Raw genomic sequence first — 21,348 nt, 5'->3', positions numbered from 1 at the left:
TTTCATGCGCATCTACTGGCGGGTGGCCGCCGTTGCGTTCATGTCCTTTTCGGTTACCTCAGTCGCGGTTTTTGCTGACGAGACCGAGCGGCATGGACCTGAGATCGACATGTTCGCATCGATGAGTGGCAAGTGCAGCACGTTAAAAATTGCCGAGCGCGACTTCTCATGCACCACCGTGGCCTTTTCCCATAGCCCTGGGGGCCGATCCGGTTTCACCGTGCCTTTGAACGACCCGGACGACGATAGTCACATCATTACGTTTTCAGGAGAGAAAAGTAAGAGAGAGCGGGACAATCTATACGAACTATCGATCGACCGAATGCTGTTGAAATCCAAGGACAGGCCCAAGGTCGATGGATTGCCGACGCCGTCCGTCGAACTGTCGACTGGAACGTGCAAACAGATCGGGAATTTTGCAACACAGCAGGTGTCCAGCGTCTCTTGTAATGCCGCCGACGGAAACGGACGGAAATACGAATTCCAGTTTGAGTCGGATGGATCACCAATCAGGGTGAGGATGATAAGGGTAGCCGATACGGTTGCTGAAGAGCGACGTACCAAGGCACTCGCCGCGCACATGGAGCAGCTCAAATGTCGAGAGCAGGCTGTGCATGAGGGTGTTTTACCCAGAGACCGCACAGCCTTCATTCTTAAATGCATGGAAGAATAGCGGATGCGATTATCGCCAACGCGTTGGGCTTTATTGGGATTGGCAGTGCTCTTGTCGGCTGGCTACTTTCTCAATCGCGGGGTCCTGGTCGGATCCGAGATAATAGCTGCACGACTAAGTGACGACTATCCGGTGCCATTTTACAAAAAGCACTGCCGCTATTTGTTCTTCAACGGTGTCCAGCAGGTGTGGACAAGCTCCGAATCCACCAGGGAAGAAGCGGAAAAAAGCTCTTGTGCTCCGCTGAAAAGCGAACCGGTCATTCACCGACGGCGCAAGTCGACCGAATCCTAGCGGCCGACGAAGGCTGGCTGAGGTTGCTGTTTCACCGGTGCCCCTTGGGTCATTCACGACCGAATTGGGCTACCCGCGTCGTGTCCTGTTTGGGGGCATTCTCCGCAATGCCGGTTGTCTGAAGGCAATCGCAAAGACCCTCGCTGCTTCAGCCTATCTGCACCGCGCTCCGGTGGCTCCTTGGGACGCCACAGCCCGTTCCTTTCACTAACGAAATCTTAAGCATGATGCGAGTTCCCGCCGCTCCTAGTGAGTTGCACAACTTCCTGAACACTCGCGGCCTCATACGCTTGCAGTACTGCGGTCACCTTGCGCCCGGCACCGGGCGGAGACGGTGGCTGCCGGGTCACAAGGTCAGATGATGCACGCCTCCGATTGCCCCACGGTCGACACAACCGAATTCCTGCTGGCAGCGCTTGAGCAGGCGAGCGAGGCTGTCGTGATCGTCGACAGCGACCTGCATGTCAGCCATTTCAACGCTGCGGCGGAATCGATCTGGGGCGTCGCCCGCGCGGACATTCTTGGCCTCGATGCAAGCTGTCTCGGGCTTACCGACCTCCGGCCGAGTTCCGAGATCACCATCCGGCGCGCCAATGGCAGCCGGCTTCGGGCATCGGTGTCGGCCTCGCGCGTCGAGATCGGCGGCCGAAGCAGCTATATGGTCTTTGTTCGCGACATCACCGCCGAGGTCGAACGGCGCGAACGGATCGCGCTGTTGAACCTGGTGGCCGACAAGACCACCCGCGCCGTCGTCCTCACCGATCGCAACCTGCGCGTCATCTATACCAACGCGGCGTTCTCCGGCATGTTCGGATACTCGGCCGAGGAAGCGAAGGGACGACAGGCCAACCAGTTGCTCGCCGGACGGTTGACCGACCGCAAGACCCTGACCAGGCTGCGTCGCCGGATCTGCGATGGACGCGGCGACGGCGAGGAAGTCCTCGCCTACGACAAGAACGGCGACGAGATCTGGGTCTCGGCCACGGTCAAGGCGTTCCGCAACGATCGCGGGCGCATCAAATACGTATTCGCCCTGCTGACCGATATCAGCGAAAACAAGCAGCTGAGGTCGCTGCAGCAACTGATCATGGGCGCGCTGGCTGACGAGCTTCCGCTCACCGAGATTGCCGACCAGCTTTGCCGGCGCGTCGAAGCCATTGCACCTGATGTCGTCGCTTCGGTGCTGCATGTCGATTCCGACGGGTTGCTGCACCCGCTGGGTGGTCCCAGCCTGCCCGACGACTATTCCCGCGCACTCGACGGCGTCGCCATCGGTCCGGACGTCGGCTCGTGCGGGTCGGCGGCGTATTACGGCAAGCCTGCATTGGCCGAAGATCTCGACACCGATCCGCGCTGGCAGCCGTACAAGACGCGGCCGCTCGAGGTCGGCCTGAAGGCCTGCTGGTCGACGCCGATCAAGGCCAAAGACGGCCGCGTGATCGGGACCTTCGCCTTCTATTTCAGGGAGCCCCGGGCGCCGAGCCGCTGGCATCAGCGGATCGTCGATGCCTGCGTTCACCTCGGTGCGCTGGCGATCGAGCGCAAGGAGGCGCGGGCCCAGATTGCCCGGCTCGCCTACCATGACATGCTGACCGGGTTGCCGAACCGGGCGCAGTTGCGCCAATTGGTCAACCAGGCGATCGACGATTGCAGGGGAAAGCAACTCGCGCTGCTGTTTCTCGATCTCGATCACTTCAAGGACGTCAACGATACGCTCGGACACTCGGCCGGCGACGCGCTGCTTGTTGAATTTGCAAAACGGTTGCGCGCCCGCATCCAGCCGTCCGACCTGCTGGGACGCCTGAGCGGCGACGAGTTCGTCATCGTGCTGCCGAACTGCGATCCGTCGCGCGCCTCGCTGGTCGCCTCCAACATCACCGAAGCGCTGGCGTCGCCGCTGTGGATCGACAACAGGCAGGTGCCGATTTCCGCCAGCATGGGCATTAGCATCTATCCCGACAATGCGACCGACATCGATACGCTGATGCAGCAGGCCGATGCGGCGATGTACAAGGCCAAGCAGGCGGGCCGCTCCACCCATCGCTTCTTCAGCGCCGACATGAACCGGCTTGCCGAGCAGCGGCTCGTCTTCAGCGCAGCGCTCCGCCAGGCCATCGCCAATGACCGGTTGAAGCTCGTCTATCAGCCGCAGACCCGAACTATCGACGGCGCGCTCTACGGCGTCGAAGCGCTGGCGCGCTGGCACGATCCCGAGCTTGGCGAAGTCCCGCCTTCGAAATTCATCCCGCTGGCCGAGGAAGTCGGCCTGATCGAGCAGATCGGCCTGTGGTCGATCCGCGAAGCATGCCGGCAAATGGCCGCGTGGCGCCAGGCCGGACTGGACGTCCCCTGCGTGGCGGTCAACCTGTCGCCGCTCAATTTTCAGAATGCGAAGCTCGCCGCCGTGGTGGCGGAGACCATCGCGGCCAACGGCCTTCCGCCCCAGACATTGATGCTCGAGATCACCGAAGGTGTGCTCGTGAACGAGCGTTCGGCCGCGATCGAGACCATGAATGCGATCCGCAAGCTCGGCGTCGGCCTGTCGCTGGACGATTTCGGGACCGGCTATTCGAGCCTGAGCCGGCTGGCGCATCTGCCGATCCGCGAATTGAAGATCGATCGCAGCTTCATGCGCAACATCGAGCGCGACGCCAGCGCGCTCGCAATCGCCACCGCCGTCGTCCGCGTCGGCCAGAGCCTGAAAATGGCCGTGGTCGCCGAGGGCGTCGAAACCGAGGGACAACGCAAGCTGCTGGCCGGGCTCGGCTGCGACGTCGTGCAGGGCTATCTCTGCGCGCCCGCGATGTCGCCCGAAGCGTTCGAGCGATGGCTGCTCGACCATGTCGCCGAGCAGGCGCGGATGATGCTGCGAAGCGTCGACGAGGCCCGTTCGCAACCGACGCCGTCGTTGCTGGTTGCGTCCACGGGCGGTTAGACCACGCGTCCTCGGAGCGCGATGACTCTTCCTCGAATCGTCATCCGCTCTATATCTCTTTCGGTCATGCTCCAGCCGCCAGCACGCGAGCGCACGCGCAATCCAACTGTCGCTTGCGCTCGCCTGGCAGATGCGCTCATTTCAGCTTCCCATGGAACCGCTGCCGGTGAGTGCAATGAGGATCGACCGTCGATATTTCCTGTCCTATCTCGGCGGCACAACATTGGGCCTGTTCGCCCTGGATGGCCTGGGAAACATTGAAGCCGTTGCAACTCCGGTTGCGGGCGGGACACTGAATGCCAGAAACGTTCCGAAATTTGTTGCCCCGCTGGCGGTTCTGCCGGTAATGCCCCCGTCGAGCCCAAATGCCTACAGCATCGCCATGCGACAAATCTCCCAGCAAATCCTGCCGCAGCCGTTCGCAGCAACCGAAGTGTGGGCTTACGGATCGACCGCAGACGATCGTACTTTCCATTCGCCTGCATGGACCATTGAAGCACGGCGCGGCGTTGCCGCCGAGGTAACCTGGATCAATGAATTGAAGGATGCGGATGGACATTATCTTCCGCATCTTCTCCCGGTCGATCCGACACTGCACTGGGCCAATCCGCCCGGCCCCCGCGACATGCGCTCGACCTTCACCACGACTCCCGGCCCCTATAAGGGTCCAGTTCCCATTGTCACCCACGTTCACGGGATGGAGAACGTCGAGGACTGGAGCGATGGCTACCCCGAAGCCTGGTACCTGACGGCCGCCTCGAACCTTTCGCCGGATCACGCGCGAGAGGGAACGTGGTACGATTTCTTCAAAACCAAGTCGGGAGGACGCGGATGGGCTTCGGGGCAGGCAACCTGTCGGTATCCAAACTCGCAGCGCCCCTCGACATTATGGTTTCATGACCACGCGCTCGGGATCACGCGTCTCAATCTCTATGCCGGACCTGCCGGCTTTTATATCATTCGCAGCGAGGCTGCCTCCGATCATCCGACCCTGGCGGGCGGAAACAATACGGCGACGCTTCCTGACGGCCAGTACGAGATCGCCCTCGTCATCCAGGACCGGTCCTTCAATGCGGACGGGTCGCTCTTTTACCCGGACTCGCGCCGACTCTTCGACCGCTATGCCGGCCCGTATATTCCGAAGGGCGACGTGTCGCCAATCTGGGTGCCCGAATTTTACGGTAACTGCATGTTGGTGAACGGCCGGGCCTGGCCTTACCATTCGGTCGAGCCGCGACGCTACCGCCTTCGCATCCTGAACGGATGCAACTCGCGCTTCCTGATTCTGAAATTCAGCGACCCGAGCGTCGATATCTGGCAGATCGGGACGGAGGGTGGGTATCTGCGCGCACCGGCCAGGATGAAGCAGCTTTTGCTGGCCCCGGCGGAGCGGGCAGACGTCATCGTCGACTTTGCCAAGGTCAGACCTGGCCAGAATATCACGCTGCGGAACATCGGCCCTGACGGCCCGTACCAGACCGATAAGGTCGGGCGCCCGGCGGACCCACGCACGACCGGCCGGGTCATGCAGTTTCGCGTCGATCGAAGACCTGACGGCTCTGATCAGACCAGCGATCCCGCTCGCCTGGTTCTGCCCCATATCGTTCACCTCGACGGTGGGGTTGAACGACCGCTCGCGCTTCTGGAAACAATGACGATGAGCCCCGCCATGCAAGAGCTTCCAGGAGACATGACGCTCGGCACGATCGATCTCGCGGCCGGTCTGCCAGGAGGCATCCGCGCCCGAAGATGGCATGAGCCTGCCAGCGAAAATCCTTCTCCGAACGAAATCGAAGTTTGGGCGATCTATAATTTCACCGGCGACGCCCATCCGATGCATGTCCACGCCGTCTTCTTCCAGATCGTCGACCGGCAGAGATTCGATCCAAAGACGGGCTTGCCGGTGGGGGGAAAGCGGGCGCCGCGACCGGAAGAAAACGGCTGGAAGGATACCGTCATTGCATACCCGGGAGAGGTGACGCGGATCCGGTTGAAATTCACGGCGCAAGGTCAGTTCGCCTGGCACTGCCACATTGCCGAACACGAAGACAACGAGATGATGAGGCCGTATCGGATTGGTCCACTGCAGCCAGGCCAGCCGGCCTGACGTGTTTCCGGGAATGGGCAAGAAAAAGCCGGCCTCCCGAGGGAGAGGCCGGCTTGATCGATATGATCACCTGAGTCCAAACAGGAATATCTGTTCCTACTTCGCCGGGACGTATTTTCCGTCTTTCACGGTCAGGATGATGCGCGAGCGGTCATCGAGCCCGTAGCGATCCTTTTCGGTGAAGTTGTAGACGCCCTGGCTGGCCGCGATTTCCTTTTCCGTGAGCAGCGCCTGGCGGATCGCCTCGCGGAACTCCGGCGTTCCCGGTTTTGCCTTCTTCAGCGCCACCGGCACCACGCGCTTCAGCACTTCGAAGGCGTCGTAGGAATGGCCGGCGAACTGGCTGCGGCTGTTGGCGCCATACTTGGCTTCATAGGCGGTGTTGAGTGCGAGGCCCGGCTTCTTGGTCAACGCGCTGTCGGGCTGGGTTTCCGGCGACATCACCGGACCGGACGCCATGATCACGCCTTCAGCGGCGGGACCTGCGATGCGGATGAAGTCCATGCTGGCGGCGCCGTGGGTCTGGTAGATCAGGCCCTTGTAGCCGCGCTCGCGCAGCGTGGTCTGCGGCAGCGCCGCGGCGGTGCCGGAGGCGCCGACCAGGATCGCGTCCGGATTGGCGGCGACGAGCTTCAACACCTGGCCCGCGACGGAAGTGTCCGGACGCGCGAAGCGCTCCTCATCGACCATGGCCAGCCCCATCGGAATCGCCTGGTTCTTGAAATCGTTGAACCAGAGATCGCCGTAGGAATCGGAGTAGCCGATATAGCCGACGGTCTTGATGCCGTGCGCCTTCATGTGCTCGTAGAGCACCTTGCCCATGATCGGAATCGGCTGCGGCATGGCGACCGACCATTTGATGCGCGCTTCGTTGATCGGGAACGGCGCGAGGCCGATATGCGGAATGCCGGCCTCGTTCGCCACGGTGGAGACCGCGACCGTCGAAGGCGTCGTCGAGGAGCCCATGATGATGTCGGCCTTGGACTCGGTGACGAAGCGCCGCGTATTGGTGGTCGCCGTGGTCGGATCGCCGCCATCGTCGAGCGTGATGATCTTGATCGGCACGCCACCGATTTCCTTCGGTACGAAGTCGAGCGAATTGCGTTCGGGAATGCCGAGCGCCGCGGCAGGGCCCGTCGTGGTGATGGAAATACCGACCGTGATCTCGTTGGTTTGCGCCTTGGCCGGCAGGCCCGTTAGCGCCAGCGCCGCCACAACTGAAGCAGCGGACAGAAAAGCTTTCTTCATTCATTCCTCCCTTGATTATCTATTTATCGTTTTAAGCAAAATCCCGTGAGCCATTCAGCCCCTTCTTTAGGTCATGCGGGGGACTGAGTCAGCCCCGCATGAACCGATCGATGATCTCCGGCGGCATCGGCGCCGATTTGAGCTTTGCAGGGTCGTCCGGATGCTTGCCGACCAGCACGCGGGTCTCGAACGCTTCGATCGCCAACGCCTCGCCCTTGAACACATTGTGGATCACCTCGAAAGAGGATCGCTTGAAGCTCTCGATCCGGCTTTCGATCCTGATCCAGTCGCCATGGGTCGAGGGAATGTGGAATTTCGCCCGCGTATCCACCATGGGTATGCCGACCAGGCCGTATTTGTGGATGATGTCCTGCTTCGAGAAACCGGCCGCTTCGAACATGATCGAGGTGGAATCGTCGAACATTGCGAAATAGCGCGGGTAGTAAACGATGTTGGCGGGGTCGCAATCGCCCCACTGGATCTGTACGTCGCGCCGGTTGACGAACATTGGATATCCCTAGCGCGGCGCCATGCGCAGCGCGGCATCGAGCCGCACCACTTCGCCGTTCAAATAAGGGTTGTCGATCATGTGCAGCGCCAATGAGGCGAACTCATCGGCCTGACCGAGCCTGCGCGGAAACGGGATCGAGGCGGCAAGCGAGTCCTGCGCCTCCTGCGGCAAATTGGCGAGCAAGGGCGTGAGAAACAGGCCCGGCGCGATCGTCAGCACGCGAATGCCGAACTGCGCCAGTTCGCGCGCGATCGGCAGCGTCATGGCGACGATGCCGCCCTTCGAGGCCGAATAGGCGGACTGGCCGATCTGGCCGTCATAGGCCGCGACGGAAGCCGTGGAAATCACCACGCCGCGCTCGCCCGTTGCAAGCGGCTCCAGCTTCGACATGGCAGCTGTCGCCAGCCGCAGCATGTTGAAGGAGCCGATCAGGTTGACCTTGATCACCTTTTCGAAATCGCCGAGCGCCATCGGCCCTTCCTTGCCGATCACGCGCTTGGCGACACCGATGCCGGCGCAGTTCACCAGCACGCGCGCCGGACCATGGGCCGCAGCGGCCTTGGCGACGGCAGCTTCCGCCGAAGCCGCATCGGAAACGTCGCAGATCACGGCAACGCCGCCGATCTCGGCCGCGACGGCCTCAGCAAGGTTGGCGTTGAGATCGCAGACCGCGACCTTGGCGCCCTGTGCCGCGAGCCGGCGCGCGGTCGCAGCCCCCAATCCCGATGCGCCGCCGGTGACGATGGCGGCCTGGTCCTTCAACTGCATGGTGCTCTCCCTGACAAACTGTTCTTCGAATTCATGACAGCGTGATTACCTGCGCCGGCGGCGCGGGCGAATAAATTTCCTCGATCAGCGCGCTGCGGTTCTCCAGAACCGCGCGCTGGTTGATCGAGCCCTTGTCGGTGACCTCGCCGCGATCGATCGACAGCGGTCTGTCGAGCAGCACCGCGCGCGTGACCCGGGTCGACGAGCCGGTCGCGCCTGCGACAAGTCCCTGGAAGCGTTCGCGGAAGGCCGCAACGATCAGCGGATCGGACGCCGCAGCGGCCAGATCGTCTGATGGAAGCGTTGGGTTGATCAGGCGGCAACCATCGAGGTCGAGCACCACCAGCGCCGATATTTCGTCGCGGTTGATGCCGGCAATGACGACGTCACGCACCAAGGGCGCACAGGCCGTAACGAAGCGCGCGCGCAACGGGCCAACGCTGACCCATGTCCCGCTGGCGAGCTTGAAGTCCTCGCCGGTGCGGCCGTCGAAATCGAAGCCGGCGTCGAAATTATCGGGGTCGGCGGGTTTCAGCGCATCGCCCATTTTGTAGAAGCCCTCCTCATCGAAGGCCTTCGCGGTCATGTCAGGTTGACGCCAATAGCCCGGCATCACGTTCGGTCCCTTGGCGCGAACCTCCAGCTTGCCGTTGTTGGGCACGAGTTTCGCGTCATTGCCCAGCACCGGTAGTCCGACATGGCCGGAGCGGCTGGTGAGCGGATTGACCGACATGAAGAACGGCGCGGTCTCGGTGGCGCCTAGGCCGGTCAGCATCGGCACCCGATAGCCGGTTTCCCGGACCGAAAGTTCGTCGAGGCTGTTCCAGACAAAGGCCGACAGCGCAGCACCCGAGAAGAACATCGCATGGAGGCGAGCAAAGAATTTCTTCCGCAGGGCCGCATCGTCGCGCAGATAGGGCAGCAGCGATTCATAGCCCTTGGGCACGTTGAAATAGACGGTCGGTGAAATCTCCTGGAGATTGCGCACGGTCTCCTCGATGCCGCCGGGCATCGGCTTGCCCTCGTCGAGATACATCGAGCCGCCATTGTACAGCGTCAGCCCGATATTGTGATTGCCACCAAAGGTGTGATTCCACGGCAGCCAGTCGACGATGACCGGCGGCTCGTCCTTCAGGAACGCCAGCGTTTCGCGCAGCATCACCTGGTTGGCGCAGATCATCCGCTGCGTATTGATGACCGCCTTCGGATTGCCGGTCGACCCCGACGTCAGCAGGAATTTTGCAATCGTGTCCGGGCCGATGGCCTCATGCACCGCGTCGAGGCGCGGATGCAACGGCGTGGCCATCAGATCCGCCAGCGTGGTTACTTCACGTCCGGGCACCGCACCGCGCGACGCCGCGATCTCGATGCCGAAGGATACGTTGGCGGCGAGCGCATCGGCGAATTTGGTGGCGTCATCGGCGAAGACGAGGCCCGGCGTCAACAGCTTCATCAGGTAGCCGAGCTTGCCGTAGTCCCGCGACACCAGCGAATAGGCCGGCGAGATCGGGCAGAAGGGAATACCGGCATAGAGCGCGCCGAACGCGATCAATGCATGATCGATCGAGTTGCCGGACAGGATGACGACCGGCCTCTCGGCCGAAAGGCCGCGCGCCAGCAGCGCAGATGCGATGTGCCGCGACGACGCGAGCAGTTCCGCATAGGTGATCTGCCGCCAGCCCCGTGCGGCGTTCCGCTCCGCCATGAAGACCCGATCGGGCGCGGCCGCGGCCCAATGATGCAGGCGGTCGGTGATGCGCGCCGGATATTCGAGCAGTTGCGCTTTCGGGCGCAGATAGATGGTGCCGTCGTCGCGGCGCTCGACATGCACCGCGGGCGTGCCGAACGAAATCGGGCGCAGCGGATGATTGGCGCGCGCGGCGGATTCGGTCGAGGCGGACATGTTGGGCTTGGCGCTCATGTCAGGTCGGCTTCACCTTTGCGGTCTTGTGGTCGAGAAACGCGCGAATGCGGCGCTTGGCCTCTTTGTCGCTCTGCGCCACCGTCGCCATCAGGGATTCCATCAACAGGCCGGTCTGCGGATTGGCCTCCGCGATCATCGGCAGCGCCTGCAGCACGGCAAAATTGGTCAGCGGCGCGTTCGCAGCCACACGTTCCGCCAGTTCCAGCGCCTTCGGCAGCGCGCCGCCGGCGTCCGTGAGGTATTGCGAGAAACCATAGGCCGAGCCTTCGGTTGCCGAATAGACCCGGCCCGTCAGCATCATGTCGATCATCCGCGCCACGCCGATCAGCCGCGGCAGCCGCACCGATCCGCCGCCGCCGACGAAAATGCCGCGCTGGCCCTCGGGCAGCGCGAAATAGGCGCTCGGTTCCGCGACGCGGATATGCGCCGCGCAGGCCAGTTCCAGGCCGCCGCCGATCACCGCGCCCTTCAGCGCCGCGATCACGGGGACGCGGCTATACTGGATACGGTCGAACACCCGGTGCCACATCTGCGAGTGCCGCAGCCCCTCGGTGGCGTCATGCTCGGTCAGTTCGGACAGGTCGAGGCCGGAGGAGAAATGGTCGCCGACGCCATGGATGACCACGGCGCCTGTTCCCTCGGGGAGATTGGAGAAGCAGTCCTGGATCGCGAGGATGATGCCGTCGTTCAGCGCATTGCGCTTGGCCGGGCGGTTGAGGCCCACGGTCAGCACCGCGCCCTTCTGCTCGATCTTGAGCAGGTCGGATTGATCCGCGGCGACGGTGGAGGCGTTTCCCATGGGCGTATATTACTTCCTGTGCAGAATAGTTATATTTTATAACGATTGTGGGAGGAGTCAATACGGGTCTTATGGCCCTGGTGGCCCCACCCCGTCATTGCGAGCGAAGCGAAGCAATCCATAGCCCCGCTGGGGAGGTATGGATTGCTTCGTCGCTACGCTCCTCGCAATGAAGGCGGCCGCAGCAAGCTTTCTCACAGCACCTGGTGCACGTCGATGACGACGCGGTCGGCGTGGCGGGCGGCGGAGCCGATGAAGAGGTTTTCCATCAGCCAGCGGTATTTTGCGGCCCCGGTCTCAAATCTCGGCACGGTGCGGCAATAGATCAGGTTTGGGTCCACCGGCTCGCCGCGCTTCAGCTTCTGCAACAGGTCGACCGGACCGAAGCGCAGGCCCTTGTTTTCGACATAGACCACCGCGCCGTCATCGGTCTCGAAGGCGTATTTTGCCTCGAGTTCGATCAGTTCGTTGGGCCGGATGATCTGGAAGTCGGCGCCGAAGGGGCAGACCTTGCCGCTGATGCCCTCGCCCTTCACCTCGCCGCCGATGATCGGGATGATCCGGCGCACGCCGGTGCCGATCTCGCCCGCCGAGGTCACCTCGCCAATCCGGGCGGTGATGGTGAAGACATATTTGGTCGAGAGCTGCGGGATCATCTCGTGCTTTATCCGGCCATCCGTTGCGGCAGCCACAGCGCCAGCACCGGAAATGCGATCAGGATCACCAGCCGGATCAGGTCGGTCGCCACGAACGGGATCACGCCCCGGAAGATGGTCGAGAATGACACGTCCTTCACCACGCTCTTGATCACGAACACGTTCATGCCGACAGGGGGATGAATCAGGCCGAGCTCCACCGTCATCACGATGATGACGCCGAACCAGATCGGATCGAAGCCGAGATGGATGATGACCGGAAAGATGATCGGCACCGTGAGAATGATCATCGCCATCGCATCCATCAGGCAGCCCAGCACCAGATACATTACCATGATCAAAGCGAGGATGCCGTAGGGGCCGAGCCCGAGGCCGGTGAGAAGTTCCGTCACCTTCTGCGGGGTCTGCGTCACCGTCAGGAAATAGCCGAAGATCAGCGCGCCGATCAGCACCGTGAACACCGCGGCCGCGGTGCGGGTCGCCTGCAAGAGCGAGTTCAGGATTTTTTCCTTGTCGAGCCGCCCGGTGAGCACGCCGATCAGGAACGCCCCGGTGGCGCCGACGCCGCCCGCCTCGGTCGGCGTAAAGCGCGGCAGGAACGGCAGACCATAGAGCCCGCCGATCACGAAGATGAACAGCAGCACCGGCGCCCAGATATCCTTCAGGCCGGCAAACCGCTCGTACCAGGTGGTGTGCGTTCCCTTTGGCAGAAAACCGGGACGGAAATACCCGATCAGCGCGATGGTGATCATGTACATGGTCATCGCGAGCAGGCCGGGAATGATTCCGGCAATGAACAGTTTTCCGATGTCCTGCTCGGTGATGATGCCGTAGACCGCGAGCACGGTCGACGGCGGCAGCATGGCGCCCAGCGTGCCGCCGGCCGCGATCACACCGGTGGCGAAGGATTGCGGATAGCCGAAGCGGCGCATTTCCGGATAGGCGACCGCAGAGAAGGTTGCGGCGGTAGCCACCGACGAGCCGCAGATCGCGGCAAAGCCGCCGCAGGCTGCGACGGTGGCAATGCCCAGCCCGCCGCGGAGATGGCCGACAAAGCCGTTGGCCGCGCGGAATAGCTCGCGGCTCATGCCGGAATTGCTGACGAACGTTCCCATCAACAGAAACATCGGAATCACGCCGAAGGTGTAATCGGTCACCGTGCGCATCGAGGTCTGGCCGACCAGTTTCAGCGCCGGCGCGAAGCCGACCAGATAACCGAAGCCGCATACGCCGACGAGGCCCATCGCCATACCGACGGGCACGCGCAGCAGCATCAGCGCAAACAGCGCGACAAATCCGAGGACGGCGACGGCGTCGGTACCCATACGACCTACTCCACCGTCTTTACTTTGGCATCATGGATATCTTCGGGATGGAAGATCAGCCGGTAGGTGCGGATCGCGATCAAGAGCACAGCTGCGCCGTCGCCGGCCCAGGCGATGGCGAAGAACGGCCAGGTCGGCATGTGCATGTCGAAGGTGAGAACGTTGTCATTATAGGTGCCGCGCACCTTGTCGAACAAGGTATAGGTCTGCACCGACACCACGAACAGCAGCACCAGCGTTGCGAACACGTCGATCATGCGCTGGTATTTCGGGCCGACATTGGCCCAGATCAGGTCGACGGTGATGTGGCCGCCGCGATAGCTGGTGGCGGCGATGCCCCAGAAGATCAGGATGCCGAGCAGCATGCGCCCGATGTCGAAGGAATCCGGGATCGAATAATTGAGGGTGTTGCGCAGCAGGACGCCGATAAAGATGTTGAGCGCCACGATGCCGACAAAGCCGGCGGCGATCCATTCGATGGTGTCGATGAAACGATCCATCCACGCGCGATTCATGTCCGCTCCGAACGGCTGGCGATGGCAGGGCCAAAACGGCGGCAGAAGAACCCCTGCCGCCGACGAAGGCGTTTGCGTTTCTATTGCGCGAGCGCGTTGTACTTGGTGAGCGAAGCCTTGAGTTCAGCCAGCGCCGCGTCCGGGTCGCCGCCGTTCTTCTTGACGCCCTCGCCCCAAGTCTTGACCAGCGGTTCAGCCGCCTTCTTCCACTGCGCGGTCTGCTCCGGCGTCAGCTTGTAGACCTCGTGATCGGACATCGCCTTGATCTTTTCGACGCCGCCGTCCTCAAACTTGCCCCAGGGTTCGCCGACGCGGCCGGCGGCTTCCGTGCTGCAGTTGTTGTCGATCGCCTTCTTCTGCTTGTCGGACATCTGGTTGTACTTGTCCTTGTTCATCACGAAGGCAAAGGTCGTGACGTACATCGGCGCTTCGATGTGATACTTCGTCACCTTGTCGATACCGAACAGCACGATCGACCCCCACGGGAAAGTGACGGCGTCGGCGACGCCGCGCTCGATGATGTCGCGGACCTCCGGCGCCGACGACTGCACATTGGTGCCGCCGAGCTGGGTCACGAAATTCGCCATGGTGGCATGGGCGGGACGGATCTTCATGCCCTTGATGTCATCGGGCGTGACGATCTTCTTGGTGCGGGAGTGGAACGTCGAGGGCGAATGGATGAAGGCGAGACAGAACTTGACGTCCTTCATCTCCTTCTCGGCATATTTGCGGTACCAGGCGTCAAGCGCCATCGAGCCGCCCTTGGCGTCCGACATCAGGAACGGCAATTCGCCGGCGCCGATGATCGGGAACCGGCCGGGCTGATAGCCGGGGTTGACATAGGTGACGTCGGCGATGCCGTCGCGCGCCATGTCGTAATGGTCGAACGCCTTGCCGAGCTGCTGGGCGGGAAAGACCTTGTATTTGATGGTGCCGCCGGACTCCTTCTCCACTGCGGAGCCCCAGTCTTCGAGGGCCTTCTGCAGCGGGTGCGAGGCCGGCACCCAGTGCGACAATTTCAGTTCGAAGGTCTTTTCCTGCGCCAACGCAGGCGTCACACCGGCTGCAAGCAGCAGCGCCAACAACGCTTTTCTCATGGACATTCTCTCCCCTGGCATGACAGGCCTTCTGCGCGGCCCCGTTAGTTAACATGTTATCTAGCCCACCCGCTTTTTCAAGGCGGAGATCCGGCCGCATCGTTTTTGCGGTGCGGCGAACTGCACTTCACGGTTCTTGCACCAACGTGCTTTGCCAAAAACGTTATATGATATAATTATCGGGGCAAGTCTGCAGGTGACCTGCCTGCAGACTACAGCAATCGGGGAGCCAGGATTGAGGACAAAAGTAGCAATCATAGGTGCAGGTCCGGCAGGATTGTTGCTTGGGCAACTATTATACCTTTACGGCATCGAAAACATCATTCTCGAGCGCCAGACGCCGGAATATGTGCTCGGCCGCATCCGCGCCGGTCTGCTCGAGGAAGGCACGGTGGCGCTGCTCGACGAGGTCGGCGCCGGCGCACGCGCGCACCGCGAGGGGCTGGTCCACCATGGCGTCGAGCTGGCGTTCGGCGGCGCGCGCCACCGCATCGATATGTACGGCGCCACCGGCAAGACCGTGATGATCTACGGCCAGACCGAGGTGACGCTCGACCTGATGAACGCGCGCAAGGCGGCCGGCCTCACCACCGTCTATCAGGCCGCCGACGTCAAGCCGCTCGATTTCGACACCGACCGCCCGCGCGTCAGCTATGTCAAGGACGGCGTCAGCCACGAGATCGAATGCGACTTCATCGCCGGCTGCGACGGATTCCACGGCATCAGCCGCGCCAGCGTAAAACCGTCGGCGATCCAGACCTACGAGCGGATCTATCCGTTCGGCTGGCTCGGCATCCTGTCGGAAACGCCGCCGGTCAGCCCCGAACTGATCTATTCCAACCACGCGCGCGGATTTGCGCTCTGCACCATGCGCTCGACCCGGCGCAGCCGCTACTATGTGCAATGCCCGCTCGACGACGATATCGCGCAGTGGCCGGATGAGCGCTTCTGGGACGAACTGAAGCGCCGGATCGACCAGAAAGCGGCCGACGAACTCGTCACCGGCCCCTCGATCGAAAAGAGCATCGCGCCGCTGCGCAGCTTCGTCGCCGAGCCGATGCGCTTCGGCCGGATGTTTTTGGCCGGCGACGCCTCCCACATCGTGCCGCCGACCGGCGCCAAGGGTCTCAACCTCGCCGCCAGCGACGTGCATTATCTCTCGCAGGCGCTCCGCGAATATTACGACGAGAAATCCGCCGCCGGCATCGACGGCTATTCGGGACGCGCGCTGGCGCGGGTCTGGAAGGCGGTGCGCTTCTCCTGGTGGATGACCTCGATGCTGCACAAATTTCCCGACGAGGGCGAGTTCGGCGCCCGCATCCAGCTTGCCGAGCTGGATTATGTCGTCAACTCCAAGGCGGCTTCGGCTTCGCTGTCGGAAAATTATGTAGGGTTGCCGTTTTAGGGAGGCGCCGGATAACATCGCCGTCATTGCGATCGAAGCGAAGCAATCCATCTCACCACACATGAGGAAGGCTGGATTGCTTCGTCGCGTTGCTCCTTGCAATGACGAGCGGTTGGCGCCAGGGGGCATTTCAAACACCCGTCGAAATCCCGTTTAAAACTTTGTAGGCGATGACTTTCGCAGGCGCGTTGCGTTCAATGACGCGAGAGTTGCAAATGACCAGCACCGACATTCCCGAGGGTTTTGAGCGCCACACCCGCAAGAGCCCACTGACCGATCCCTGGGAGCCGCTTTACTCGAAGCGGACCGACGAGGCCGTGATCATCGGCCTGCGTCTTGCAAAACCGCACACCAACGGCCGCGGCCTGATTCATGGCGGGCTGATTGCAGCGCTGGCCGACAACGCCATGGGCCATAGCTGCGCCCATCGCATGGGCGGCGTGTCTTCGCTGGTGACGATCGGGCTCGCGGTCGATTTCGTCGGTACCGCCGAAGTCGGGCAATGGCTCGTGGTCGAGAGCGACGTCGTCAAAACCGGCAGAACGATCTGCTTCGCACAGAGCCTGATCAAGGCCGACGGCGTCGTGATCGCACGCGCCAACGCGACGTTTCGCGTGGTGCCGAAGAAAGGGCCGGTGAGCTAGCCGAAATGCCAGTCGGCCATTTCGGTCACGAGATCGATGAACGTGCGGACCTTCGCCGACAATAGCCGCGACGTCGGATAGACGATCTGGATCGGCATCGCCGGCTGTTCGAACGGCGCCAGTACGATTCTAAGCCGCTGCGCTTTAAGCGATTCGGCGGCCTGATAGGCCATCACCCGCGTCAGCCCGCCGTCCGCTTCCGCATATTGGAGCGCGGCGTCGGAGCTGTTGGTGGCTAAACGCGGCGTGCTGGCGACGCGGATCTCGCGGCCATCCTCGACGAATCGCCAGTCGAGCGCCGCCGTCATGGCGCCGAACTGGATCGTGTCATGCGCGGAAATCTCCTGCGGCCGCCCCGGCTCACCACGCTTCTCAAGATATCCGGGCGAGGCCACCACGATCCGCCGCATCTCGCCGACATGGCGTGCCACCAGCGTTGAGTCGGGCAAATGGCCGATCCGGACCGCGAGATCGACACCGTCCTCGACGAGGTTGATCATGCGATCCGACAAACGGAGGTCGACGCCGACATCGCCATAGCGCTTCAGGTAGGCGGTCACGATTCCGCTGACATGCAGCCGGCCGAACCCGACCGGCGCCGAGATGACGAGTTGCCCCTCCGGCCGCGTGCGCTCGCCCTCGATGGCGTCCTCCGCCTCCGCGATATCGACCAAAATCCGCCGCGCCCGCTCAAGGTAACGTGAGCCGGCGTCGGTCAGCGTCACCTGCCGCGTCGTCCGTTGCAGCAGCCGTGCGCCGAGACGATCCTCCAGCGCCGCAATGAGCCGCGTGACGCCCGAAGGCGACAGCCCAAGCTTGCGCGCCGCGGGGGCAAAGCCCCGCAGGTCGGCCACCGCCACAAAGGCCTGCATGGCATCGATCCGGTCCATAGGACTATTGCATATCCGGCAATAGTGTAGTGTCAACTCCCAAGATTGTTTTACTTCTGGGAACATCCATCTTGTGGATCAAGGACGACCGTTTTGGCGCCCCATCACCGGAGGCTCAGATGTCTGACATTCACACCTATTCCAGCGATGTCGCCTTCACTCCGGCGGTGAAGGCGATCCAGACCCGCAAGGGCTCGCGCGAGGCCTATGCCCATGTCGAGGAGCGCGGCGGCTGGCGCGTCGAGATCGACGAAAATCTCGCCGGCTTCCTCGCCGAAACCAACAGCTTCTATCTCGCGACGGCGTCCGCCGACGGCCAGCCCTACATCCAGCACCGCGGCGGGCCGAAGGGTTTTGTCAAAATCCTCGACAAGAACACCATCGCGTTTGCCGATTACAGCGGAAACCGGCAGTACATCACGCAGGGCAACCTGTCGGAGAATCCGAAGGCGCACATCTTCGTGATGGACTATGCACACCGCCGCCGCGTGAAGATCTGGGGCGAGGCGCGCGTGGTGGAAGACGATCCCGCTCTGACGAAATCGCTGATGCCGCAAGGCTACAAGGCGCGGCCCGAGCAGGTCATCCTGTTCAAGATCTCGGCGTGGGACACCAACTGCCCGCAACATATCCCGCAGAAGTTCGATGCTGCGGATGTTGCCCAAGCTCTCGCAGTGCGCGACGCCCGCATCGCCGAACTCGAAGCGGAACTGGTCGCATTGCAGGGCCAGTCCGCGTCGGCTACGCCATGATCACGCAGCTTGCTGCACCGGCGCCCAGGCGAATTCCGGATAATACAGCAGCATCATCCGGTCGACATAGGCGGTGAGGTTGGCGAATTGCTCCGTCCGCTGCCGCAGCGCCGATTCGAAGAACGGCGTCAAAATTCCGGCGAGCGCGCCGAAGGCGGTGGCGTCCATGCCGCATGGCGTTTCGCCCATCAGAAAGGCCTTGTCGCCAAGCTGCACCGACAACGCAAACAGCGAGCGAACGGCAAGATCGATATCCTCTTCGGGCGCATGGCGGCCGAGGCCGCTGAGGAGGTAATTCTCGGCGACGCGGAACTGCGCGTCCTCGCGGAGTTTTTCGCGCAAGTGCAATGGCGCGCTGTCGAAGAAATGCGCGGGGCCCTTGGCAAAATTGTCGCCATCGACCCAGCGCGCGCCGACCAGCGCCCAATAGACATGGTGCTCGATCATCCGCTCGAAGGCCCAGGCCTGCGCACGCGCCTGCAGGCTGAGCGGGGCATCGAAATCGAAACCGTATTTGGCTTCCAGATGCGCGCGAATGAAGGTTGAATCGGCGATCGTCTCGGCCTCATCGACGATATAGGGCAACTGCCCCTTCGGCGAGGCCGGTGGCTTTGCCCTCTCCTTGCGATAGGCAAGACCGGCCATCTTCAGCTGGACCTCGGTTTTGGTCACAAAAGGGCTGATCTCCGGCAGGCCGAAACCGGCGCCGAAGCCATAAAGGGTAATCATGCTGGTCTCCGATCTTCTTAAACGTGCCCGAGGCTAGCGCCCCCCTGCTGCCACCATGGTGTCAGCAGCAGCAATGCCGGCCGCGGCCCTCTTCGGACCGCGGCGTACGGGCCCTGCGCGCCCACGAGACAAGCTGCCCTTGCGCAAAGGCGCACATTGCTGTGAATGAACGCCACGCCAGCTCAACCATCGCCCAGCGCAGATCGGTGGTGACGCAATGGATGGAAACCAGCTGTTCCAACGCAAATCCCTGGGCATTCAGGAGAGGTCCGCGGCTTCCCCGGAAGCCGAATTCGCTGAAAATCGTCATGGACAAATTCCCTTCACTTGAGGTGTTGTCCCGATATACCCACCCCCTGCTGCCAACATGCTGTCAGCATCGGGCAGGTGCTTTTAGAAAAGAGAACGAGCCATGCGACGGGCCGATCGGCTGTTCCAGATCATTCAGGTGCTTCGGCGCACCCGCAAGCCCATGACGGCGGATGCGATTGCGGCCGAACTGGAGACCTCCAAGCGAACCATCTACCGCGATATAACGACCCTGATCGAACAGCGGGTGCCGATCCGCGGCGAAGCCGGCGTAGGCTACATCCTGGAAAAAGGATTCGACCTGCCGCCGTTGATGCTCACGCCTGATGAGATCGAGGCCTGCGTGCTTGGCGCGCAATGGGTGGTCGGCCACGCCGATCCCGCGCTGGCACGCGCAGCGCAGGACCTGATGGCAAAAGTCGCGGAGACCGTGCCGGAACGCCTGCGGCCATTCGTGCTGGAGCCTGCCAGCCGCGCCCGATCGGCATGGAACCGGGAGCCCGACCGTATCGACATGGTGCGGACACGGACGCAAATCCACGAGGGCAAGAAAATCACGCTGAACTATCGCGATGAGCACGGCCGCGACAGCCAGCGCACGATCTGGCCGATCGCTGTCGGCTATCACGAGGCGGTGCGGATACTCGCGGCGTGGTGCGAACTGCGCAAGGATTTCCGCAGTTTCCGCACCGACCGCGTCGTCGACGCGGTCTATCACGACGAAAAATATCCGGAACGGCGCGACATCCTGCGGGCGAAATGGCGGCGCAGCCTGGTCTGGGAAGCGCCCAAAGATACCTGAAGGGGACACCTGACGGATACCTGACACGGATAGCTGGCCGCGGCCGTCATTCCGGGCTAAACGCGAGGTATGCAAGGAACCGCCGCCGATAACGAAAGCCCGTGCCAGGCCTGCGGCGCCTGCTGCAGCTACTCGCAGAACTGGCCGCGTTTCACCATCGAGGACGATGCGGCGCTCGACCTGATCCCGGAAAAATTCGTCAACGAAAGACTGTCGGGAATGCGCTGCGACGGCGACCGCTGTTCGGCGCTGTCAGGCAAGGTCGGCGAGGCGACGGCGTGCCTGATCTATGCGGTGCGGCCCGAGGTGTGCCGTACCTGCATGCCCGGCGATGTCGAATGCGCGATGGCGCGAAAGCGGCACGGAATGCCGGTGCTGGTGTGACGTTTCGCGCGGGGCAGTAGCCTGGATGAAGCGAAGCGCAATCCGGGACCGCTTTGGCCGGTTACGAGACCCCCCGGGCTACGCTGCGCTTCACCCGGGCTACGATAGCTGTGTTACGCCGTCACCGCTTCGGCAAAATCTTCGTCGTCGATCTCGTCCTCGATCGGCTTGAAGGTCGAGAGCGGCTTGGTCGAAAGTGTGATCGGCTTGCGGCCGCCGTGGGAGGACGACGAGGCGGAACGCGCGGCGGGCTCGCGCGACAGCGCATAAAGCGTGGAACCGACCCGGCCGCCGAGATGGACCAGCTCGCGTTCGGTACAACTCGCCGCGATGGCAACGGCCAGCGCGTGGAGGTGGCTGCGGCGGTAGCAGAATAGCGCCAGCATGGCGCGGACCTCGGACGAAACGCTCTCCACCAGCAGCGGCAGGCCGTTGGCGTTGGCGCGATACATCGCGCCGAGCAACTCGTCGCGGACCGGACAGAAATCGTTCTCGAAGGCGTCGCGGCTTGAAAACATTGCGGGTTCTCCCTTTGCGGAAGATGCAGTGCAATACTCTAATGAAAGGTTAACCACGCGCAT

The 21,348-nt window shown here is 62.5% G+C and carries 21 protein-coding genes; 8 read left to right on the top strand and 13 right to left on the bottom strand.

What is annotated here, in order from left to right; genetic code table 11:
- Positions 1-4 precede the first annotated feature (4 nt).
- The 3 genes from JQ624_RS13425 to JQ624_RS13415 all read left to right on the top strand — a co-directional run bounded on the left by JQ624_RS13425 (position 5) and on the right by JQ624_RS13415 (position 6,009).
- Positions 5-673: a hypothetical protein gene (locus JQ624_RS13425; protein ID WP_249129781.1), complete on the top strand. Its 669-nt coding sequence runs from the start codon at positions 5-7 to the stop codon at positions 671-673.
- A 655-nt stretch (positions 674-1,328) separates the two neighbouring features.
- Complete coding sequence (locus JQ624_RS13420) at positions 1,329-3,902, top strand: EAL domain-containing protein (RefSeq protein ID WP_212419547.1); 2,574 nt, start codon at positions 1,329-1,331, stop codon at positions 3,900-3,902.
- A 175-nt stretch (positions 3,903-4,077) separates the two neighbouring features.
- Positions 4,078-6,009 (top strand): multicopper oxidase family protein, encoded by a 1,932-nt coding sequence (locus JQ624_RS13415; protein WP_212419364.1) that lies wholly within the window; start codon positions 4,078-4,080, stop codon positions 6,007-6,009.
- 96 nt (positions 6,010-6,105) lie between these two features.
- Here JQ624_RS13415 and JQ624_RS13410 read toward each other — a convergent pair whose 3' ends face one another.
- From JQ624_RS13410 to JQ624_RS13370, 9 genes are all read right to left on the bottom strand, one after another.
- A complete protein-coding gene (locus JQ624_RS13410) occupies positions 6,106-7,257 on the bottom strand; it encodes an ABC transporter substrate-binding protein (protein ID WP_212419363.1) in 1,152 nt (383 codons plus the stop codon).
- A gap of 88 nt (positions 7,258-7,345) precedes the next feature.
- Positions 7,346-7,765, bottom strand: a complete 420-nt coding sequence (locus tag JQ624_RS13405) for a thioesterase family protein (protein ID WP_212419362.1) — start codon at positions 7,763-7,765, stop codon at positions 7,346-7,348.
- A 9-nt stretch (positions 7,766-7,774) separates the two neighbouring features.
- Positions 7,775-8,536 (bottom strand): SDR family NAD(P)-dependent oxidoreductase, encoded by a 762-nt coding sequence (locus JQ624_RS13400; RefSeq protein ID WP_212419361.1) that lies wholly within the window; start codon positions 8,534-8,536, stop codon positions 7,775-7,777.
- A gap of 31 nt (positions 8,537-8,567) precedes the next feature.
- Positions 8,568-10,457 carry a feruloyl-CoA synthase gene (locus JQ624_RS13395; RefSeq protein WP_212419360.1) on the bottom strand — a complete coding sequence of 630 codons (1,890 nt, stop codon included), beginning with the start codon at positions 10,455-10,457 and terminating at the stop codon, positions 8,568-8,570.
- 1 nt (position 10,458) lies between these two features.
- Positions 10,459-11,259 carry a crotonase/enoyl-CoA hydratase family protein gene (locus JQ624_RS13390; RefSeq protein WP_212419359.1) on the bottom strand — a complete coding sequence of 267 codons (801 nt, stop codon included), beginning with the start codon at positions 11,257-11,259 and terminating at the stop codon, positions 10,459-10,461.
- A gap of 194 nt (positions 11,260-11,453) precedes the next feature.
- Positions 11,454-11,915 (bottom strand): DUF3237 domain-containing protein, encoded by a 462-nt coding sequence (locus JQ624_RS13385; RefSeq protein WP_212419358.1) that lies wholly within the window; start codon positions 11,913-11,915, stop codon positions 11,454-11,456.
- An 8-nt stretch (positions 11,916-11,923) separates the two neighbouring features.
- Positions 11,924-13,240 (bottom strand): TRAP transporter large permease, encoded by a 1,317-nt coding sequence (locus JQ624_RS13380; protein WP_212419357.1) that lies wholly within the window; start codon positions 13,238-13,240, stop codon positions 11,924-11,926.
- A 5-nt stretch (positions 13,241-13,245) separates the two neighbouring features.
- A complete protein-coding gene (locus JQ624_RS13375) occupies positions 13,246-13,755 on the bottom strand; it encodes a TRAP transporter small permease (protein ID WP_212419356.1) in 510 nt (169 codons plus the stop codon).
- Between the two features lie 80 nt (positions 13,756-13,835).
- Positions 13,836-14,852, bottom strand: coding sequence for a TRAP transporter substrate-binding protein (locus JQ624_RS13370; RefSeq protein WP_212419355.1), 1,017 nt, complete (start codon positions 14,850-14,852; stop codon positions 13,836-13,838).
- 235 nt (positions 14,853-15,087) lie between these two features.
- Here JQ624_RS13370 and pobA point away from each other — a divergent pair, with 235 nt between their 5' ends.
- Both pobA and JQ624_RS13360 read left to right on the top strand, forming a co-directional pair.
- Positions 15,088-16,257, top strand: a complete 1,170-nt coding sequence (gene pobA / locus JQ624_RS13365) for a 4-hydroxybenzoate 3-monooxygenase (RefSeq protein WP_212419354.1) — start codon at positions 15,088-15,090, stop codon at positions 16,255-16,257.
- A gap of 215 nt (positions 16,258-16,472) precedes the next feature.
- Positions 16,473-16,901: a PaaI family thioesterase gene (locus tag JQ624_RS13360; RefSeq protein ID WP_212419353.1), complete on the top strand. Its 429-nt coding sequence runs from the start codon at positions 16,473-16,475 to the stop codon at positions 16,899-16,901.
- Here JQ624_RS13360 and JQ624_RS13355 read toward each other — a convergent pair.
- Positions 16,898-17,791 (bottom strand): LysR family transcriptional regulator, encoded by an 894-nt coding sequence (locus JQ624_RS13355; RefSeq protein WP_212419352.1) that lies wholly within the window; start codon positions 17,789-17,791, stop codon positions 16,898-16,900. The genes JQ624_RS13360 and JQ624_RS13355 overlap by 4 nt on opposite strands.
- A gap of 119 nt (positions 17,792-17,910) precedes the next feature.
- Here JQ624_RS13355 and JQ624_RS13350 point away from each other — a divergent pair, with 119 nt between their 5' ends.
- The gene (locus JQ624_RS13350; RefSeq protein ID WP_212419351.1) at positions 17,911-18,543 is read left to right on the top strand and encodes a pyridoxamine 5'-phosphate oxidase family protein; all 633 of its coding nucleotides are present in this window, start codon (positions 17,911-17,913) and stop codon (positions 18,541-18,543) included.
- Here the strand turns inward: JQ624_RS13350 and JQ624_RS13345 are convergent, their stop codons facing one another.
- Positions 18,544-19,272, bottom strand: a complete 729-nt coding sequence (locus JQ624_RS13345; protein WP_212419350.1) for a glutathione S-transferase family protein — start codon at positions 19,270-19,272, stop codon at positions 18,544-18,546.
- 61 nt (positions 19,273-19,333) lie between these two features.
- On the bottom strand, positions 19,334-19,582 hold the full coding sequence (locus tag JQ624_RS13340; RefSeq protein ID WP_212419349.1) for a hypothetical protein: 249 nt from the start codon (positions 19,580-19,582) through the stop codon (positions 19,334-19,336).
- Positions 19,583-19,684: 102 nt separating this feature from the next.
- Here JQ624_RS13340 and JQ624_RS13335 point away from each other — a divergent pair, with 102 nt between their 5' ends.
- Positions 19,685-20,383, top strand: coding sequence for a YafY family protein (locus JQ624_RS13335; RefSeq protein ID WP_212419348.1), 699 nt, complete (start codon positions 19,685-19,687; stop codon positions 20,381-20,383).
- 69 nt (positions 20,384-20,452) lie between these two features.
- Positions 20,453-20,767 carry a YkgJ family cysteine cluster protein gene (locus JQ624_RS13330; protein WP_212419347.1) on the top strand — a complete coding sequence of 105 codons (315 nt, stop codon included), beginning with the start codon at positions 20,453-20,455 and terminating at the stop codon, positions 20,765-20,767.
- Between the two features lie 113 nt (positions 20,768-20,880).
- On the opposite strand, the gene JQ624_RS13325 is transcribed toward JQ624_RS13330, so the two are convergent.
- On the bottom strand, positions 20,881-21,285 hold the full coding sequence (locus tag JQ624_RS13325; RefSeq protein WP_212419346.1) for a hypothetical protein: 405 nt from the start codon (positions 21,283-21,285) through the stop codon (positions 20,881-20,883).
- Positions 21,286-21,348: the final 63 nt, after the last annotated feature.

It is taken from the genome of Bradyrhizobium sp. AUGA SZCCT0283 (genome assembly GCF_018130385.1).
Lineage (GTDB): Bacteria > Pseudomonadota > Alphaproteobacteria > Rhizobiales > Xanthobacteraceae > Bradyrhizobium.
Note: the sequence above shows the minus strand (reverse complement) of the source record. Positions and strands in the feature narration are given on the sequence as shown.

What these genes read in the sequence shown, in the direction of transcription:
- JQ624_RS13390 (WP_212419359.1), bottom strand. Translation starts at nt 11,259, where the DNA reads ATGGGAAACGCCTCCACCGTCGCCGCGGATCAATCCGACCTGCTCAAG.
- JQ624_RS13375 (WP_212419356.1), bottom strand. Translation starts at nt 13,755, where the DNA reads ATGAATCGCGCGTGGATGGATCGTTTCATCGACACCATCGAATGGATC.
- JQ624_RS13405 (WP_212419362.1), bottom strand. Translation starts at nt 7,765, where the DNA reads ATGTTCGTCAACCGGCGCGACGTACAGATCCAGTGGGGCGATTGCGAC.
- JQ624_RS13395 (WP_212419360.1), bottom strand. Translation starts at nt 10,457, where the DNA reads ATGAGCGCCAAGCCCAACATGTCCGCCTCGACCGAATCCGCCGCGCGC.
- JQ624_RS13345 (WP_212419350.1), bottom strand. Translation starts at nt 19,272, where the DNA reads ATGATTACCCTTTATGGCTTCGGCGCCGGTTTCGGCCTGCCGGAGATC.
- JQ624_RS13325 (WP_212419346.1), bottom strand. Translation starts at nt 21,285, where the DNA reads ATGTTTTCAAGCCGCGACGCCTTCGAGAACGATTTCTGTCCGGTCCGC.
- JQ624_RS13370 (WP_212419355.1), bottom strand. Translation starts at nt 14,852, where the DNA reads ATGAGAAAAGCGTTGTTGGCGCTGCTGCTTGCAGCCGGTGTGACGCCT.
- JQ624_RS13400 (WP_212419361.1), bottom strand. Translation starts at nt 8,536, where the DNA reads ATGCAGTTGAAGGACCAGGCCGCCATCGTCACCGGCGGCGCATCGGGA.
- JQ624_RS13385 (WP_212419358.1), bottom strand. Translation starts at nt 11,915, where the DNA reads ATGATCCCGCAGCTCTCGACCAAATATGTCTTCACCATCACCGCCCGG.
- JQ624_RS13350 (WP_212419351.1), top strand. Translation starts at nt 17,911, where the DNA reads ATGTCTGACATTCACACCTATTCCAGCGATGTCGCCTTCACTCCGGCG.
- JQ624_RS13410 (WP_212419363.1), bottom strand. Translation starts at nt 7,257, where the DNA reads ATGAAGAAAGCTTTTCTGTCCGCTGCTTCAGTTGTGGCGGCGCTGGCG.
- JQ624_RS13330 (WP_212419347.1), top strand. Translation starts at nt 20,453, where the DNA reads ATGCAAGGAACCGCCGCCGATAACGAAAGCCCGTGCCAGGCCTGCGGC.
- JQ624_RS13335 (WP_212419348.1), top strand. Translation starts at nt 19,685, where the DNA reads ATGCGACGGGCCGATCGGCTGTTCCAGATCATTCAGGTGCTTCGGCGC.
- JQ624_RS13340 (WP_212419349.1), bottom strand. Translation starts at nt 19,582, where the DNA reads ATGACGATTTTCAGCGAATTCGGCTTCCGGGGAAGCCGCGGACCTCTC.
- JQ624_RS13380 (WP_212419357.1), bottom strand. Translation starts at nt 13,240, where the DNA reads ATGGGTACCGACGCCGTCGCCGTCCTCGGATTTGTCGCGCTGTTTGCG.
- JQ624_RS13415 (WP_212419364.1), top strand. Translation starts at nt 4,078, where the DNA reads ATGAGGATCGACCGTCGATATTTCCTGTCCTATCTCGGCGGCACAACA.
- JQ624_RS13425 (WP_249129781.1), top strand. Translation starts at nt 5, where the DNA reads ATGCGCATCTACTGGCGGGTGGCCGCCGTTGCGTTCATGTCCTTTTCG.
- JQ624_RS13355 (WP_212419352.1), bottom strand. Translation starts at nt 17,791, where the DNA reads ATGGACCGGATCGATGCCATGCAGGCCTTTGTGGCGGTGGCCGACCTG.
- JQ624_RS13420 (WP_212419547.1), top strand. Translation starts at nt 1,329, where the DNA reads ATGCACGCCTCCGATTGCCCCACGGTCGACACAACCGAATTCCTGCTG.
- JQ624_RS13360 (WP_212419353.1), top strand. Translation starts at nt 16,473, where the DNA reads ATGACCAGCACCGACATTCCCGAGGGTTTTGAGCGCCACACCCGCAAG.